Source organism: Pseudonocardia cypriaca (assembly GCF_006717045.1).
GTDB lineage: Bacteria > Actinomycetota > Actinomycetes > Mycobacteriales > Pseudonocardiaceae > Pseudonocardia > Pseudonocardia cypriaca.
The window spans coordinates 277,124-291,970 of record NZ_VFPH01000003.1 but is presented as its reverse complement, the minus strand read 5'-3'; the positions used below and the strand labels follow the sequence as shown (position 1 = coordinate 291,970).

General features: G+C 72.7%; 19 protein-coding genes and 3 tRNA genes. 15 read left to right on the top strand and 7 right to left on the bottom strand.

Annotation, left to right across the window (positions count from 1 at the left end):
* Positions 1–10: 10 nt before the first annotated feature.
* The 6 genes from FB388_RS33340 to mrf all read right to left on the bottom strand — a co-directional run bounded on the left by FB388_RS33340 (position 11) and on the right by mrf (position 8,119).
* Positions 11–1,660: a class I adenylate-forming enzyme family protein gene (locus tag FB388_RS33340; protein WP_142106677.1), complete on the bottom strand. Its 1,650-nt coding sequence runs from the start codon at positions 1,658–1,660 to the stop codon at positions 11–13.
* Positions 1,660–2,931 (bottom strand): cytochrome P450, encoded by a 1,272-nt coding sequence (locus FB388_RS33335; RefSeq protein ID WP_142106676.1) that lies wholly within the window; start codon positions 2,929–2,931, stop codon positions 1,660–1,662. Before FB388_RS33335 ends, FB388_RS33340 begins: the two co-directional genes overlap by 1 nt.
* 59 nt (positions 2,932–2,990) lie before the next feature.
* Positions 2,991–6,065 carry a helix-turn-helix transcriptional regulator gene (locus FB388_RS40980; RefSeq protein WP_142106675.1) on the bottom strand — a complete coding sequence of 1,025 codons (3,075 nt, stop codon included), beginning with the start codon at positions 6,063–6,065 and terminating at the stop codon, positions 2,991–2,993.
* A complete protein-coding gene (locus FB388_RS33325) occupies positions 6,062–6,268 on the bottom strand; it encodes a hypothetical protein (RefSeq protein ID WP_142106674.1) in 207 nt (68 codons plus the stop codon). The genes FB388_RS40980 and FB388_RS33325 overlap by 4 nt, the downstream gene beginning before the upstream one ends.
* A gap of 451 nt (positions 6,269–6,719) precedes the next feature.
* Complete coding sequence (rpmF, locus tag FB388_RS33320; protein WP_075952063.1) at positions 6,720–6,887, bottom strand: 50S ribosomal protein L32; 168 nt, start codon at positions 6,885–6,887, stop codon at positions 6,720–6,722.
* On the bottom strand, positions 6,887–8,119 hold the full coding sequence (gene mrf / locus FB388_RS33315; protein WP_142106673.1) for a ribosome hibernation factor-recruiting GTPase MRF: 1,233 nt from the start codon (positions 8,117–8,119) through the stop codon (positions 6,887–6,889). The genes rpmF and mrf overlap by 1 nt, the downstream gene beginning before the upstream one ends.
* A 69-nt stretch (positions 8,120–8,188) precedes the next feature.
* On the opposite strand from mrf, the gene rpmG (FB388_RS33310) reads away from it, so the two are divergent.
* From rpmG (FB388_RS33310) to FB388_RS33265, 10 genes are all read left to right on the top strand, one after another.
* Complete coding sequence (gene rpmG / locus FB388_RS33310; RefSeq protein ID WP_142106672.1) at positions 8,189–8,353, top strand: 50S ribosomal protein L33; 165 nt, start codon at positions 8,189–8,191, stop codon at positions 8,351–8,353.
* Positions 8,353–8,592 (top strand): 30S ribosomal protein S18, encoded by a 240-nt coding sequence (gene rpsR / locus FB388_RS33305; protein WP_142106671.1) that lies wholly within the window; start codon positions 8,353–8,355, stop codon positions 8,590–8,592. Before rpmG (FB388_RS33310) ends, rpsR begins: the two co-directional genes overlap by 1 nt.
* A 2-nt stretch (positions 8,593–8,594) precedes the next feature.
* Positions 8,595–8,831, top strand: coding sequence for a 50S ribosomal protein L28 (gene rpmB, locus FB388_RS33300; RefSeq protein ID WP_142106670.1), 237 nt, complete (start codon positions 8,595–8,597; stop codon positions 8,829–8,831).
* Complete coding sequence (rpsN, locus tag FB388_RS33295; RefSeq protein ID WP_142106669.1) at positions 8,831–9,136, top strand: 30S ribosomal protein S14; 306 nt, start codon at positions 8,831–8,833, stop codon at positions 9,134–9,136. Before rpmB ends, rpsN begins: the two co-directional genes overlap by 1 nt.
* 83 nt (positions 9,137–9,219) lie before the next feature.
* Positions 9,220–9,292, top strand: a tRNA-Thr gene (locus FB388_RS33290).
* Positions 9,293–9,321: 29 nt separating this feature from the next.
* Positions 9,322–9,394 (top strand) — tRNA-Met (locus FB388_RS33285).
* 47 nt (positions 9,395–9,441) lie between these two features.
* Positions 9,442–9,609 (top strand): 50S ribosomal protein L33, encoded by a 168-nt coding sequence (gene rpmG, locus FB388_RS33280; protein ID WP_028929141.1) that lies wholly within the window; start codon positions 9,442–9,444, stop codon positions 9,607–9,609.
* A gap of 2 nt (positions 9,610–9,611) precedes the next feature.
* On the top strand, positions 9,612–10,061 hold the full coding sequence (locus FB388_RS33275; protein ID WP_211362405.1) for an FAS1-like dehydratase domain-containing protein: 450 nt from the start codon (positions 9,612–9,614) through the stop codon (positions 10,059–10,061).
* Positions 10,058–10,480 carry a MaoC family dehydratase gene (locus FB388_RS33270; protein WP_142106668.1) on the top strand — a complete coding sequence of 141 codons (423 nt, stop codon included), beginning with the start codon at positions 10,058–10,060 and terminating at the stop codon, positions 10,478–10,480. The genes FB388_RS33275 and FB388_RS33270 overlap by 4 nt, the downstream gene beginning before the upstream one ends.
* A 79-nt stretch (positions 10,481–10,559) precedes the next feature.
* Entirely contained in the window at positions 10,560–10,769 is a 210-nt protein-coding gene (locus FB388_RS33265; RefSeq protein ID WP_142106667.1) for a hypothetical protein, read from the top strand.
* A gap of 37 nt (positions 10,770–10,806) precedes the next feature.
* On the opposite strand, the gene FB388_RS33260 is transcribed toward FB388_RS33265, so the two are convergent.
* Complete coding sequence (locus tag FB388_RS33260; RefSeq protein ID WP_142106666.1) at positions 10,807–12,042, bottom strand: pyridoxal phosphate-dependent aminotransferase; 1,236 nt, start codon at positions 12,040–12,042, stop codon at positions 10,807–10,809.
* A gap of 153 nt (positions 12,043–12,195) precedes the next feature.
* Between FB388_RS33260 and FB388_RS33255 the strand changes: the two genes are divergently transcribed.
* The 5 genes from FB388_RS33255 to rplA all read left to right on the top strand — a co-directional run bounded on the left by FB388_RS33255 (position 12,196) and on the right by rplA (position 14,844).
* A tRNA-Trp gene (locus tag FB388_RS33255) sits at positions 12,196–12,271 on the top strand.
* A gap of 71 nt (positions 12,272–12,342) precedes the next feature.
* Positions 12,343–12,681, top strand: coding sequence for a preprotein translocase subunit SecE (gene secE / locus FB388_RS33250; RefSeq protein WP_142106665.1), 339 nt, complete (start codon positions 12,343–12,345; stop codon positions 12,679–12,681).
* Positions 12,682–12,728: 47 nt separating this feature from the next.
* Positions 12,729–13,553, top strand: coding sequence for a transcription termination/antitermination protein NusG (nusG, locus tag FB388_RS33245; protein WP_142106664.1), 825 nt, complete (start codon positions 12,729–12,731; stop codon positions 13,551–13,553).
* Between the two features lie 57 nt (positions 13,554–13,610).
* Complete coding sequence (gene rplK / locus FB388_RS33240) at positions 13,611–14,045, top strand: 50S ribosomal protein L11 (protein WP_142106663.1); 435 nt, start codon at positions 13,611–13,613, stop codon at positions 14,043–14,045.
* A 76-nt stretch (positions 14,046–14,121) separates the two neighbouring features.
* Complete coding sequence (gene rplA, locus FB388_RS33235; protein WP_142106662.1) at positions 14,122–14,844, top strand: 50S ribosomal protein L1; 723 nt, start codon at positions 14,122–14,124, stop codon at positions 14,842–14,844.
* The last annotated feature ends 3 nt before the right edge of the window (positions 14,845–14,847 follow it).

The following is a 14,847-nucleotide window of genomic DNA, read 5'->3' as shown; positions in this document are numbered from 1 at the left end:
TCGCCGGTCGTTAACCCAAGCGGTCGCGGAGGGCGCGTTTGAGGACCTTGCCCGCGGCCGAGACCGGGATCTCGTCCACCAGGTGCACCTCGCGCAGCCGTTTGTACGGCAGCACCTGGGCGTTGACCGCCTCCATGAGCGAGGTCGCCTCCGGTGCGCCGAGGCCCGGTGCCACGACGAACGCCACCGGCAGCTCGCCCGCCGCCGGGTCCGGCCGGCCCACGACCGCCGCCCCGACCACTCCCGGCCGGGCGTGCAGCAGCTCCTCCAGCTCGCGCGGGTACACGTTGTAGCCCTTGTAGAGCAGCATGTCCTTCTTGCGGTCGACGATCGACAGATAGCCGTCGTCGTCGAGGGTGCCGATGTCGCCCGTGCGCAACCAGCCGTCCGCGAGCACGGCGGCCGTCTCCTCGGGACGGTCCTTGTAGCCGATCATCACCTGAGGACCGCGGACGCACACCTCTCCCGGCTCGCCCGTCGGCAGCGGCGTCGGATCGGACGATGCCGGGTCGACGATGCGAACCTCGGTGTCGTACACCGGCGGACCGACCGTGCCGGGCTTGCGCACGGCAGAGCGCGCCAGCGGGGCCTGCGTGGCCACCATCGTGACCTCCGTGAGGCCGTACCCCTCGGCGATCACGACCTCCGGCCCGAACCGCGCGCGCAGCGCCTCGATCATCTCCAGGGGCATCGGGGCGGCCCCGGAGGTGATCGAATGGACCGACGACAGATCCCGGGTGGCGAGGTCGGGATGGCGCAGCAGGGCGCCGAACAGCGGAGGGGCGCCGCCGAGCGTCGTGACGCGGAACCGCTCGGCGTCGGCGAGGTAGGCGCCCGGGTCGAACCGGTCGTGCAGCACGAGGGTGTCGCCCCGCAGGACCGGCACGTTCATCCCGCCGATCGTCCCCATCGCGTGGAACCACGGGGTGACGGTGACGGCGCAGCCGGTGCCGAGCCGCACCGGCCGTTCCTCCGGCGGCTCCACCTGGTCGAGCACCAGGCCGCCGTGCGCGTCGAGAGCGGGTAGGGCTCCGGAGCCCCAGCACGCGGACTGCAGCGTGTTCACCACGACGTTGCGGTGCGGGAGCAGCACGCCCTTCGAGCGTCCGGTGGTGCCCCCGGTGTAGGCGAGGTGGGCGAGGTCGGCGTGCACGTCGAGCTCGACATCGGGCGCGACCGTGGGAGCGTCGGCGTGGAACGCCTCGAAGTCCTGCGCTCCCGGCACGGCGACCGGCGTGCCGGGGTCGAGCGCCTGTGCTCGGTCCGTCGCCAGCACGAGCCGGATGCTGGTGTGCGGTAGCGCGGCCGCGAGGGCAGGCGCCGCCGGTGCCCAGGTGACGGCGGCGACGGCCCCGCAGTCGACGAGCTGCGCGGTGAGGTCGGCCGGCGGGAGCAGCGGGTTGGCCGGGGAGAACGTGGCGCCTGCCATCAGCGTGCCGTAGTACGCGATCGGGTACTGCGGGCAGTTCGGCAGGTGCAGCGCGACGACGTCCCCGCGCCCGATGCCGGCCGCGCGCAGGGCCTGCGCGAACGCCGATGCCCGCGCGTGCAGCTGTGCGAACGTGAGATCCCGGCCGTAGTAGTGAACGGCGGTGCGCGGCCCGAAGCGACGGGCCGAGCCCGCGAGGATCGCGCCGACGGGCACCTCCGGGTAGTCCATCACCGTGCCCCGCCGGGCGTGAACGCCACCGGCAGCCGCTTGATCCCGTTGATGAACATCGACTTCAGCCGCTGTGGTGGTGCCGTGGCGGCGATGTCCGGCACGCGGGTGAGCAGCTCGCGGAACATCACGGTCATCTCCCGCCGCGCCAGGTGTGCACCCAGGCAGAAATGCGGTCCCGCGCCGCCGAAGCCGACGTGCGGGTTGGGCGAGCGGCGGACGTCGAACCCGCCGGCGTCGGGGAAGTGCGCCGGGTCGCGGTTGGCGGCCCAGTAGAAGAGCGCCACCTTGTCGCCCTCGCGCATCTGCTGTCCGCCCAACACGGCGTCGACGGCGAGCGTGCGCCGCATGTAGATCACCGGAGAGGCCCACCGGACGATCTCCTCCACCGCGGTCGGCGTGACGCCGTCGATGTCGGCCAACCACGCCGCCCGCTGCTCGGGGTGCTCGGTGAGCAGGTGCAGGCCCCAGCTGATCGCGTTGCGGGTGGTCTCGTTGCCGGCCACGACGAGCAGGATGAAGAAGCTCGCCAGCTCGTCGGGGGTGAGCCGCTCGCCGTCGACCTCGGCGTTGACCAGCGCCGACGTGACGTCGTCGGCCGGGTGCTCGACGCGGTGCCTGCCCAGTTCGCGCATCAGCTCGGCCAGGTCGTGGCCCGCCTGCAGCAGGGCGGTGACGAAGTTGCCGGCATCCGCTACGTACTCGGGGTCGTTCGGCCCGAGGATGATGTTGGAGCGGTCGAACACGAACGCGTGCTGGCTCTCGGGTACGCCCATCATGTCGCACACGATCTTCAGCGGCAGGCGGGCCGAGATCGCGGTGACCGCGTCGCACCCGCCCTGGTCGATCACGTCGTCGACGATGGCGCGGGCCGTGCGCTGGACCTCGTCGGTGAGATCGGCCAGCCGCCGCGGGGTGAAACCGCGGGAGACGATGCGGCGCATCCGGGCGTGGCGCGGGTCGTCCATGTTGATCATCGAGCCGTAGAACTCGCGGAACTCCGGCGGCTGGTCCACGACGCTGGTCGCACCCTTGCCCGAGGCGAACACCGCGGCGTTGCGGCTGGCCTCGACGACGTCGTCCAGCCTGGTGAGGGCCCAGAAGCCGGGCCCGCGAGGGAGCCCGATGTCCGGTTCGGGGAAGAACGGCACCGGTTCGTGCTCCCGGAGGGCGGCGAAGGCGGCGGCCCGCTCGGCGATCGGCAACGTCCAGAACCCGATGTCGGACAGGTCGGGGCGGCCGACCCAAGCGCTCGTGCCCGTCGACGTCATCGCCGAACCTCCTCGGTGTGGACCCGATCACATCCACAGTAGTTACCGAGGGGTATCAATCAAGGCGTCGGCCGGGCCAGCTCCCGGTCTGCGGGTGCCAGCAGCCCCCGCGCATACGCGACGCTCACCGCCTCCGTGCGGCTGCTCGCCCCGAGCTTCCCCATCACGCGTGACAGGTGCACGCTCACCGTCTTCTCGCTGATGAACAGCTCGGCGCCCACCTGCCGGTTGGTGCGACCCTCCGCCACGAGCGCGAGCACCGAACGCTCCCGAGGGGTGAGGGGATCCGGCCCGGCCGGTTCGGCGCTCGGCGCCGCGGGCTCCAGCTGCACTCCCGCCCGCCGGGCCAGCTCCCGCAGCGCATCGGCGAGCGGTGCGGCCCCGAATGCGTTGGCGGTGGCGTACGCCGTGCGCAGGTCGGGCTCGACCTGCGCGTGGGCCCCGCCGCCCGCCAGCACGGCCTCGGCGTGCCGCATCAGGGCGTACGCCTGGCGGTAGCCGACGCGCGCGGTGTCGGAACACGTGATGCCACCGCTCTCGTAGCCGAACGCGTCGGCGACCGCCCGCCACGCGAGCGGGTCGGGGCCGGTGAGCCGGGTGAGCTCGGCCCGCGCGCGCCGCAACCACGCGGTGCCCTCCGGTCCGAGCGTGCCGGCGCGGGGGAGGCCGTGCTCGGCGGCGTCCTCGGCGATCCGCACCATCTCGCGCGCCGCGGCGGTGGCCGCCTCGACCGGCTGCATGCCCACCGCCGCCATCTCGGCGTGGGCGGCCGCGCCGAGCGCTGCGAGCAGGATGCGGCCGAGGTGCGGCGCGAGCTGGGTGTAGGAGCCGACCTCGAGACCGGCGATGGCCTCCCGGACCCAGCGCGCCGCCTCGTCGGGCCGGCCCTGCCAGAGCGCGGCCTCCGCGCCCGCCTCGCCCATGAGCAGGATCACCTGCTCGTCGACGGGCGCGGAATCGCGCAGCTCGGCGAGCCGCCGCTCGGCAGGGCCGAACCGGCCGCGCCCCACGGCGGTGAGCAGACCGGCCGCGGCGAGCCGGGTGGCGACGACGGCCGACACCGACTCACCCGCGATCTCGGCGGCCGCCTCCGCCGCGTCCCACTCACCGCGCATGAACCGGGTGATCACGTGGGCGACGCGCAGGTTGAGCCCGTACCCGCTCCAGGTGGTGCCGGTGGCGGCGGCCCGCTCCTCGCCCGCGGCGAACTCCGCACCCGCCTCTGCGAGTCGGCCCTCGTCGAGCAGCGAGATGCCGAGCGAGTAGTAGGCGCGCAGCTCGACGGCCAGCTCGCCGGACCGCCGGGCCACCGGCTTCGCCTCGCCGAGGAGCTGCCGCGCGCGTTCGGGGTCGCCGCCGTACTCCGCGCACACGGCGAGCGTGACCAACGCATCGGCCTTGGCGGCGTCGAGGTCGGGGTCGGGCTCGGGGGCGGCCGGCAGGTGCTGGGCAACGGCCAGCGCGGTCTCGGCCTCGGCCACGGCCTCCGCGAAGCGGTCGATCCGCGTGAGCACGCGGGCGAGCACGGCGTGCGACCAGGCGAGCTCGGGCGAAGGAGCCTCCCGCTCGAGCAGCTCCAGTGCGCGCCGGGCCGCGGCGAGCGCCTCCTCCTCCCGGCCCGCGAGATCCAGCAACCGCAACGCGTACCGCTGCCCGATCCGGGCGCTGAGCGCCGAGTCGCCGCTCCCCTCGGCGAGCTCGAGCGCCCGCTTGCCGAGCGCGATCCCGCGGTCGGGGTCGCCGGTGCTACTGGCGCCCCACGCCGCCCACCGGGTGACGGTGCCCTCGTCGACGCCGGCCACCGCCTCCGCATCGGGAACCGCCTGCCACAGCTCGATGGCGCGCTCGGCGTGCAGCAGCACCTCGGCAGGCGCCTCGCGGTCGTCGGCCTCCAGCGCGGCCTGCACCGACGCGGCCAACGCGAGGCGCAGGTCGTGGCCTGCCATCGCATGGTGGGCCAGCTCCGCGGCGCGGCCCGGCTCGGCGACCCCGCGCGGGCCCGAACCGCCCGGCACCGCGAGCAGCTCGGCGTACCGGGCGTGCACCCGGCTGCGCTCGCCCGGCAGCAGCTCGTGGTAGATCGCCTCGCGCAGCAGGGCGTGCCGGAACTGGTAGCCGTCGTCGGCGCCGAACGCGCCCGGCTCGGTGTCGGCCGGGAGCAGGATGTGGTGGGCGACCGCCTCGCGAAGCGCCTGCTCCAGGTCGTCGTCGGACAGGCCGGACACCGCGGCGAGCCTGCGGTGGCTCACCATGCGCCCGGCGACGGAGGCGATCCGCAGCACCCGCTGGGTGGTGGGGGAGAGCCCCTCGATGCGGGCCACCAGCACCTCGACGAGCCCGTGCGGCAGACCGTCGGAGGAGGCGGACACCAGCTCCTCCGCGAAGAACGCGTTGCCCTCGCTGCGCCGGGCGATCCGCCGCAGCTTCGGTTCGGGGAGGCTGCCGTCGGCGAGCATGCGCACGAGCTCTAGCGACTCGCGCGCGGCGAGCGGCCCGAGGTCGACCCGCTCGACCTGCGGCAGCCGCACCAGCTCCGAGAGCAGCGGCCGCAGCGGGTGGCGCCGGTGCAGGTCGTCGCTGCGGTAGGTGGCCAGCACGACGAGCCGCTGCCCGGTGAGCCTGGAGAGCAGGAAGAACAGCAGGTCGCGGCTGGAGCGGTCGGACCAGTGGATGTCCTCGACCACCAGCAGCGCGGGCGTGATGGCCGTGAGGTGGTCGAGCGCCGACAGGACGGCGTCGAACACCTGCAGCTGGCCCAGGTCGCGCTGCTCCCCGGTGGCCGCCGCCCGCGCCGTGCCGCCGCCCGGCAGCAGGTGCCGCAGCGCGACGTGCTCGGCGACCAGCTCGGGACGGGTGACCGCCAGCGCGCCGACGATCTCGGTGAACGGCAGGTACGGCAGCGCGGACTCCGCCGTGTCGAGGCACCGGCCCACCAGCACGGTGAAGCCGGCAGCGGCCGCCCGCTCGACCGCCTCCGCCACGAGCCGGGACTTCCCCACCCCGGCGTCGCCGGACATCAGCAGACCGGTGGGCCTGCCGGTGGCGGCGCGATCGAGGGCACCGGTGAGCGCGGACACCTCGTGCCGGCGCCCCACCAGCTCGATACCGACCCCCAGCCGCGCCACATCGGTCATCGTGACACGGCGTACCGACGTTCTGCGTGGTCATTGCGCGGTGCAGGACCAGGCTGCGGCGGATCGCTCTGCGGCATCTCGCGCCGCCTGCTGCGGGTCGCCTTGCGGACGAGCCGGGCGAGCCGGAAGTTCTCGGCGTCGGCGAGGAGCTCGGCGCGGTGGTGCTCGGACCGGGTGGACATGTCTGCGAAGTCGGCGAACATGAGACCAGGTTCGGCCTGAGGGTCCTGTCCTCACATCGGGCGATCACGTCGTGCTCGGGGTGCTGATCGCACGACGCGGGTAAGGGGCCTGCCAGGAGCCCTTACCCCGCGGTGAGCTGGGGCGACTGATAGCCGGTGGGCCTGAGGCCATCGGTCGGCGCTCGTGGTTCGGCAGGAGTACGGCCTTCGGCGGCGCCAGGCATCGTGCGGGGCCGCTTCGCGGGCAGGCATGGGCCTGCCCCTTCGGCGCGCGGCGCCACCGAAGGCGGTCTCACATCCATGATCGGGGCTTCGGTGCGAGAACGGCCGAAACCAGCCGGGAACGCGCCGAACTGCTGATCAAGCTCCCCGGGTGCCGCCCACGCGCCCCGTGTCGGCCCACGTGGCGCATCGGCGGGGCGCGTCACCGGACACCGCGTGCGCCGGCAGAGATGGCGCGCGCCGTGTGGGCTCACTCCGGGGTCAGCAGCCCCCGCTCGTAGGCGCGCACCAGGCGGCGGGGGACCAGGTGGCGGCGGCCGGCGATCGTGATCGGCACCAGGTCCGGCGGGGTCGCCTTCCACTGCGCCCGGCGCTTGCGGGTGTTCGACCGGGACGTGCGGCGCTTGGGGACGGCCATCAGTGCTCCTCGTGCTCGGTGTCGGGGTTGCCGGCGGCGGTGACGCCTGCGGGCGGGTCGCAGGGGTCGGTGTGCCACCAGCCGAAGGGGTCGGGGAAGGTGCGCCACGCTGCCTCGCCCGCGGCCAGCTCGGCGTCGGTGAGCAGCGCTGCGGCGAGGGCGGCCTGGATGCCGGCCGGGTCGGCGTCGTGGGAGAGCACGACGACGTCCTGGGAGCGGTCGCCGAAGCGCGGGTGCCAGCCGAGCGAGGCGAGCGCGCGCCGTTCGTGGTCGGCGGCGGCCCATGCGGCGGCGTCCCCGGCCGCGAGCCACTCGCCCGCCTCCCCGATCCGCAGCCCGCCACCCGCCGACTCCAGCCAGAGCACGGCCGCCGGTCGCGTCGCGAGCCAGATCCGCCCCCGGGTGCGCACCACGCCGTCGAGCAGCGCGTCGATCGCCTCGTGCAGGCGCTCCGGGTGGAACGGCCGCCGCGCGGAGAACACCGAGAGCTGCACGCCGCAGTCGCGGTCGAGCGGCGGCTGCCCGCGCAGCAGCGGGCCGTGCACGTCGTCCGGGCGGCCGCGGCGGGCACCCGGGGGGAGGTCGGCGAGCAGCACACCGGCGTCGAGCCCGGACAGGAACGTCCGCGTCGCGGAGGGCGCGAGCCGCTCCAGCACGGCGTCGGTGCGGGCGAGCTGCCACGCGTCCGCGGTGCCGGTGTGCACGAGCACGTCGGCGAACTCGGCCTGCCCGACCGCGACCTGCGCCACGGTCCGCTCGTCGTCCGGCAGCTCGGCCAGGCCCCGTTCGCCGACCGTCAGGTCGCCGGTGGCGTCGTCGAGCCAGCTGCCGGCGTCGATGCAGGTGATCACGCCGCGCAGGTCGACGCGGTCGGTGATCGGGGCGTCGTCGACGAGCACGTGCAGGAGCGACCAGCAGACCTGCTCCGGTTCGAGGGCGGGGTCGAGGTGCAGCACGATCCGCCGCGGACCCCCCGGCTCGCTCAGCCGGTGCAGCTGCGGGAGCAGGTCCTCGCGCAGCGTGCAGGACAGGCAGCCGTGCGCGAGCTCCAACACCGTCCACGCGTCGTGGTCGCCGTGGCGCAGTCGCCGGTGCACGCGCCCGGACCCGATGTCGCGCAGGTCGTGGTGCAGCACGGCGACGTCCGGGTCGAGTGCCCGGATCCGGGTGATCACCGCCTCGGTGCCCGGCGCGTGCAGCCCGCAGAGCACCAGCAGCTCGGGTCGGCTCACGGAATCCCTCCTAGGTCGGGTACGTTGAGCTTAGATGAAAATGAATGTCGTTTACGAGGAGGGTGGAGGATGGCGCGCAACGAGGTACGTCCGATCGTGAAGCTGCGGTCGACCGCGGGCACCGGCACCACGTACGTGACCCGCAAGAACCGCCGCAACGACCCGGACCGGATGGTGCTGCGCAAGTACGACCCGGCGATCCGGCGGCACGTCGAGTTCCGCGAGGAGCGCTGATGCGACCCGCCGTACGCCGACCGCTCAAGCGGAAGGCCAACCCGCTGCACGTGAGGGGCATCACCGATGTCGACTGGAAGGACGTCACCTTGCTGCGGACGTTCATCTCCGACCGCGGGAAGATCCGGGCCCGCCGGGTGACCGGGCTGACGCCGCAGCAGCAGCGCCGGGTGGCCGTCGCGATCCGCAACGCCCGCGAGATGGCGCTCCTGCCCTACCCGCACGCCGGGAGGGGCTGACCGTGTCCCGACGTTGCCAGCTCACGGGTCGTGAGCCCGGCTTCGGCAAGTCCGTATCGCACTCCCACCGCCGCACGAGCCGGCGGTGGGACCCGAACATCCAGTCCAAGCGCTACTGGTACGCGGCGGAGGGCCGCTACGTGCGGCTGCGCCTGTCCACGGACGCGATCAGGACGATCGACCGGATCGGCGTCGACGCAGCCGTGCGGCTGATCAGGGCCCGAGGGGGGAAGGTCTGATGGCGACGAAGGCGAAGATCGCCCGCAACGAGCACCGCAAGGCCGTGGTGGCCCGCCACGCGGCCCGGCGGGCGGAGCTGAAGGCGGTGATCGCGCGGCCGACCGCCACACCGGAGGAGAAGGCGGAGGCGCAGCGGGACCTCGCCCGGCAGCCCCGCGACGCGAGCGCCACCCGCGTGCGCAACCGCGACTCCGTGGACGGCCGCCCGCGCGGCCACCTGCGCGCCTTCGGGGTGTCCCGCGTGCGGCTGCGCGGGCTCGTGCACGAGGGCTACCTGCCGGGGGTGCGGAAGTCGAGCTGGTGACGAGGTACCCGTTTCCGGCCCCGCTGCAGGGTTGTGTAGCATCGTCTGCGGCCGTGCGGGAGTGACCGCCTGCTCGGTCTGCCGCCCCTTTAGCTCAGTCGGCAGAGCGTCTCCATGGTAAGGAGAAGGTCTACGGTTCGATTCCGTAAAGGGGCTCTGCGGAACGGCATGGTCCGGCTCCGCGAAGCGGCGTAGCTCAGTCGGTAGAGCAAGCGGCTCATAATCGCTGTGTCGCCGGTTCAAGTCCGGCCGCCGCTACCGGCTCTACACAGATCCACCAGACAGCTCAGCAGGAGGCACCCGCGATGGCGAAGGCCACGGACGTCCGGCCGAAGATCACGCTGGCGTGCGAGCAGTGCAAGCACCGCAACTACATCACCAAGAAGAACCGGCGCAACGACCCCGACCGGCTCACCATCAAGAAGTTCTGCCCCAACTGCGGCACCCACCGCGAGCACCGCGAGACGCGCTGAGCGTGCCCGACGTCTCGTACGTCGGGAAGGCGCTGCCCCCGACAGCTCCCTACCGGGTCGGCCGTGAGAAGGTCCGGGAGTTCGCCCTCGCCATCGGCGAGGGCGCTTCCGTGTGTCTGGACGTCGACGCGGCTCGCGCTGCCGGTCACCCCGACGTCGTCGCGCCGCCGACCTTCGCGGTGACGTTCACCATGCCGGTGATCGAGGCGTTCCTGCGGGACCCGGCGTTCGGCTGGGACTACCTCCGCATGGTCCACGGCGACCAGTCGATCACGCTGTACCGCCCGATCTGCGGCGGCGACGACCTGGTCACCACGATCCACGTCGACGACCTCAGGACCCGGGGTGGCAGCCACATGCTGACCCTGCGCTGCGAGGTCGCCGACACCGACGGCGAGCGGGTCGCCACCACGAAGCTCCTGCTCGTCACGGCAGCCGAGGGGGAGTCGTGACGGCCGTCGGGGACGAGCTGCCGCCGCTGTCGCTGCGGGTCACGCGCGCCGACCTCGTGCGGTACGCGGGCGCGTCCGGCGACTTCAACCCGATCCATTGGAGCGACCGCGTCGCCACCTCGGCCGGCCTTCCCGGCGTCATCGCCCACGGCATGCTGACGATGGCGCTCGCCGGCAGGCTCGTCACCGACTGGGCCGGAAGCCCGGCCGCCGTGCGCAGCTACGGCGTGCGCTTCACCCGCCCCGTGGTCGTGCCCGACGACGACGATGGCGCCCTCGTCGAGATCAGCGGCAAGGTCACCGGCATCAGCGAGAACGACGGCGGCGAGCGCATCGCGAAGGTCGCCATCACGGCCGCGTTCGAGGGCAAGACGGTCCTGGGCCGCGCGATCGCCGAGGTCGCCGTCCGGTCCGAGTGACCCCTCCGAGTTGCCCGCCGCGGCGCTACGGGTCGATCCTGCCCGGGTCGACATCGGCTTGACCCGGAGGGAGCACGACGTGCAGTTCGGCAAGCTCGTGGACAAGGCGTGGGAGGACAAGACGGCCGCCGAGATCCTCAAGGCGCCGCCGTCGGCGCTCGAAGGACTCACCGAGAGGCACGACGAGGCGCTGAAGACGCTCGGCATCAAGACCGTGGGTGACCTCGGCAAGTGGAAGTACGCCGGCCGCGCCGCGGCGCTCGTCGCGCTGGCGGAGCTCGACAAGTGAGACAGGGCCGGACGGGCGCAGCAGCCCGTCCGGTCCCTCACCTCGCTTCGGCCAGCAGGGCGCCCATGCGCTCCACGCCCGTGCGCAGGTCGTCGTCGCCGAGGGCGTAGGACAGCCGGAAGAAGCCGGGCGTCCCGAACGCCTCGCCGGGAACCACCGCCACCTCTGCGTGCTCCAGCACCGCGGCGGCCAGCTCCACGCTCGTCGCCGGACGCGCTCCGCGCAGCTCCTTGCCCAGCAGCGCCTGCACCGAGGGGTAGGCGTAGAACGCCCCGCGCGGCGTCGGGCACTCGACGCCTGGGATGGCCTGCAGCAGCTCGACCATCGTGCGGCGCCTGCGGTCGAACGCCGCGCGCATCTCGACGACCGCGTCGAGCGGGCCGGAGATCGCCGCGAGCGCCGCCCGCTGGGAGACGTTGGCGACGTTCGACGACAGGTGCGACTGGAGGTTGGCCGCCGCCTTGACGACATCGGCCGGGCCGGCCAGCCAGCCCACCCGCCAACCTGTCATCGCGTACGTCTTGGCGACGCCGTTGATCACCACGCACGTGTCGGCGAGCTCCGGCACGACGACCGGCATCGAGACGGCCTCCGCGCCGTCGTAGACCAGGTGCTCGTAGATCTCGTCGGTGACCACCCAGACGCCGTGCTCGACGGCCCAGCGCCCGACGGCCTCCGTGAGCTCCCGCGATGCGACCGCACCCGTCGGGTTCGACGGCGAGCACCACAGCAGCACCTTCGTGCGCTCCGTGCGCGCCTCCTCGAGCTGCTCCACCGACGGCAGGTAGTTCGCCTCCGGGCCGCACACCACCGGCACGGCCACCCCTCCGGCGAGCGCCACCGCCTCCGGGTAGGTGGTCCAGTACGGAGTGGGCAGCAGCACCTCGTCGCCCGGGTCGAGCAGGGTGGCGAACGCCTGGTAGACGGCCTGCTTGCCGCCGTTGGTCACGAGCACCTGCGACGGGGCGATCTCGAGCCCGGAGTCGCGGAGCGTCTTCGCGGCGATCGCCTCACGCAGCTCGGGCAGGCCCGCGGCGGGGGTGTAGCGGTGGTTGCGCTGGTCGGCGCAGGCCGCCTCGGCCGCGGCCACCACGGCGGGCGGCGTCGGGAAGTCGGGCTCTCCGGCACCGAAACCGATGACCGGACGCCCCGCGGCCTTCAACGCCTTCGCCTTCGCGTCCACCGCCATCGTCGCCGACTCGGCGATGCCGCCGATGCGGGCGGAGACGCGGCGGGTTGCGGGGACGGTGCTCGTCGAGGTGCTGGGAGCCATGCGACCATCCTCCTCCAGCGGGTCGCATGGAACCGTCGTGCCCCCACCGGGGGTGTGCGGTGACGGACGCCGGTGTGGGGTGCCGTACACTCGACGTGCTGGGTGCGCCGCTACGCGGTGCGCCCCTCCGCCTCCATGGGGCGGAGCTGGTCTAGGGGTGTAGCTCAATTGGCAGAGCAGCGGTCTCCAAAACCGCAGGTTGCAGGTTCAAGTCCTGTCACCCCTGCCACTGCAGGATGTGCTGGATCGGAGTAAGGGACTAACGGCGACCGGGCCGCGGGTGAGCTGGAGGATGCGGGCGTGACTGAGGAACGCGAGGCGCGCGGAGACGGGCAGGAACGCCCGAGCACCGCCGCCGACCGTCGGGGTCGGCGCTCCGGTCCCGCGCCCACCGGCGAGACCCGGGGCGGGCGGTCCGCGGTTCGCGAGGCCCGCCCGGCACGCGTCTCGCTGTTCGCCCGGCTCGCCAGGTTCCTGCGCGAGGTGGTCGCCGAGCTGCGGAAGGTCATCTGGCCCACCCGCAACCAGCTGGTCACCTACACGATCGTCGTGCTGGTCTTCGTGTCGTTCATGGTCGCGCTGGTCTGGCTGTTTGACCTGGTGTTCGCGCAGGGCGTGCAGTACGTGTTCGGCACGTGACCACGGCCGCCAGCACGCACGACACGGACGAAGGAAGCGAGAGGCACGTGACCGAGCGCGAGGCTGACCAGCTCGATGGCGCGGCGGACGCCGTGGACACCGTCGAGGAGCCGGCCGCGGCCGCCGACGCCGAGCCCACGGACGCGGACGACGCCACCGAGGCCGAAGACACCGACATCGACGGCGCCGACGCCGACGACACCGCGGTCGAGGCCGCCGAGCCCGAGGCCGACGTGGCCGAGGAGGAGGTCGACCCGGTCGAGGAGATGCGGGCCGCGCTGCGGCGCGCCCCTGGCGACTGGTACGTCGTGCACTCCTACGCGGGTTACGAGAACAAGGTGAAGACCAACCTCGAGACCCGCATCCAGACCCTGGACGTCGAGGACTACATCTTCCAGGTCGAGGTGCCCACCGAAGAGGTCACCGAGATCAAGAACGGGCAGCGCAAGCAGGTGCAGCGCAAGGTGCTGCCCGGCTACATCCTCGTTCGGATGGAGCTCAACGACCAGTCGTGGGGCGCCGTGCGCAACACCCCCGGCGTCACCGGCTTCGTGGGCGCCACGTCGCGCCCGTCGCCGCTGTCGCACGACGACGTCATCAAGTTCCTCCTCCCGAAGGTCGAGCCCAAGCAGCCCGCGGCCGCGGGTGCCGGGGGCAAGGCCGACGTCGCGTCCGGCGGAGCCGGCAAGGCGGCCGTCGAGGTCGACTTCGAGGTGGGCGAGTCGGTCACCGTCATGGACGGCCCGTTCGCCACGCTCCCGGCCACCATCAGCGAAGTCAACATCGACGCCCAGAAGCTCAAGGTCCTCGTGTCCATCTTCGGCCGCGAGACCCCCGTCGAGCTGGCGTTCAGCCAGGTCTCGAAGATCTGACCCCCGCCGCGGCAGGCAGGTCCGCGGCGCGCAGGAAAACCACGACAGGGAAACGACATGCCTCCCAAGAAGCGGAAGCTCTCCGCGATCATCAAGCTCCAGATCAAGGCAGGCGCCGCGACGCCGGCCCCGCCGGTCGGCCCCGCGCTCGGCCAGCACGGCGTCAACATCATGGAGTTCTGCAAGGCCTACAACGCCGCCACCGAGTCGCAGCGCGGCGACGTGGTGCCCGTCGAGATCTCGGTGTACGAGGACCGCTCGTTCACCTTCGAGCTCAAGACGCCGCCCGCCGCCAGGCTGCTGCTCAAGGCCGCCGGTGTGGACAAGGGCAGCGGCGAGCCGCACAAGACCAAGGTCGCCTCGGTGACCATGGAGCAGGTGCGGCAGATCGCGCAGGCCAAGATGCGCGACCTCAACGCCAACGACCTCGACCAGGCCGCCAAGATCATCGCCGGTACGGCGCGGTCGATGGGCATCACGGTCAACGGCTGAGCGTTATACCGACTCGTAAGCGTGGGAGAGCCGGGCGCGGCTCGTACCACAACTGATCCGACAAGAGGACAGAGCAATGGCACAGCGCAGCAAGATCTACCGCCAGGCCGCCGAGAAGATCGAGAGCAGCCGGCTCTACAGCCCGCTCGAGGCCGCCGCACTGGCGAAGGAGACCTCGAGCAGCAAGATGGACGCCACCGTCGAGGTGGCCATGCGGCTCGGCGTCGACCCCCGCAAGGCCGACCAGATGGTCCGCGGCACCGTGAACCTGCCTCACGGCACCGGCAAGACGGCGCGCGTCATCGTGTTCGCCACCGGTGACAAGGCCGCAGAGGCCGAGGCCGCAGGCGCCGACGTGGTGGGCGCCGAGGACCTGATCGAGCGCATCCAGGGCGGCTGGCTGGACTTCGACGCGGCGATCGCCACGCCGGACCAGATGGCCAAGGTCGGCCGGATCGCCCGTATCCTCGGCCCGCGTGGCCTGATGCCGAACCCGAAGACCGGCACCGTCACCCCGGACGTCACCAAGGCCATCCAGGACATCAAGGGTGGCAAGATCAACTTCCGGGTGGACAAGCAGGCGAACCTGCACATCGTCATCGGCAAGGCCTCGTTCGACACCGAGAAGCTGGTGGAGAACTACGGCGCCGCCCTCGATGAGATCCTGCGGGCCAAGCCCTCGGCCGCCAAGGGCCGGTACCTGAAGAAGGTCACGATCTCCACGACCACGGGCCCCGGCATCCCGGTCGACCCGAACCGCACCCGCAACCTGCTGGTGGACGACACCGCGTCCGCCTGACGC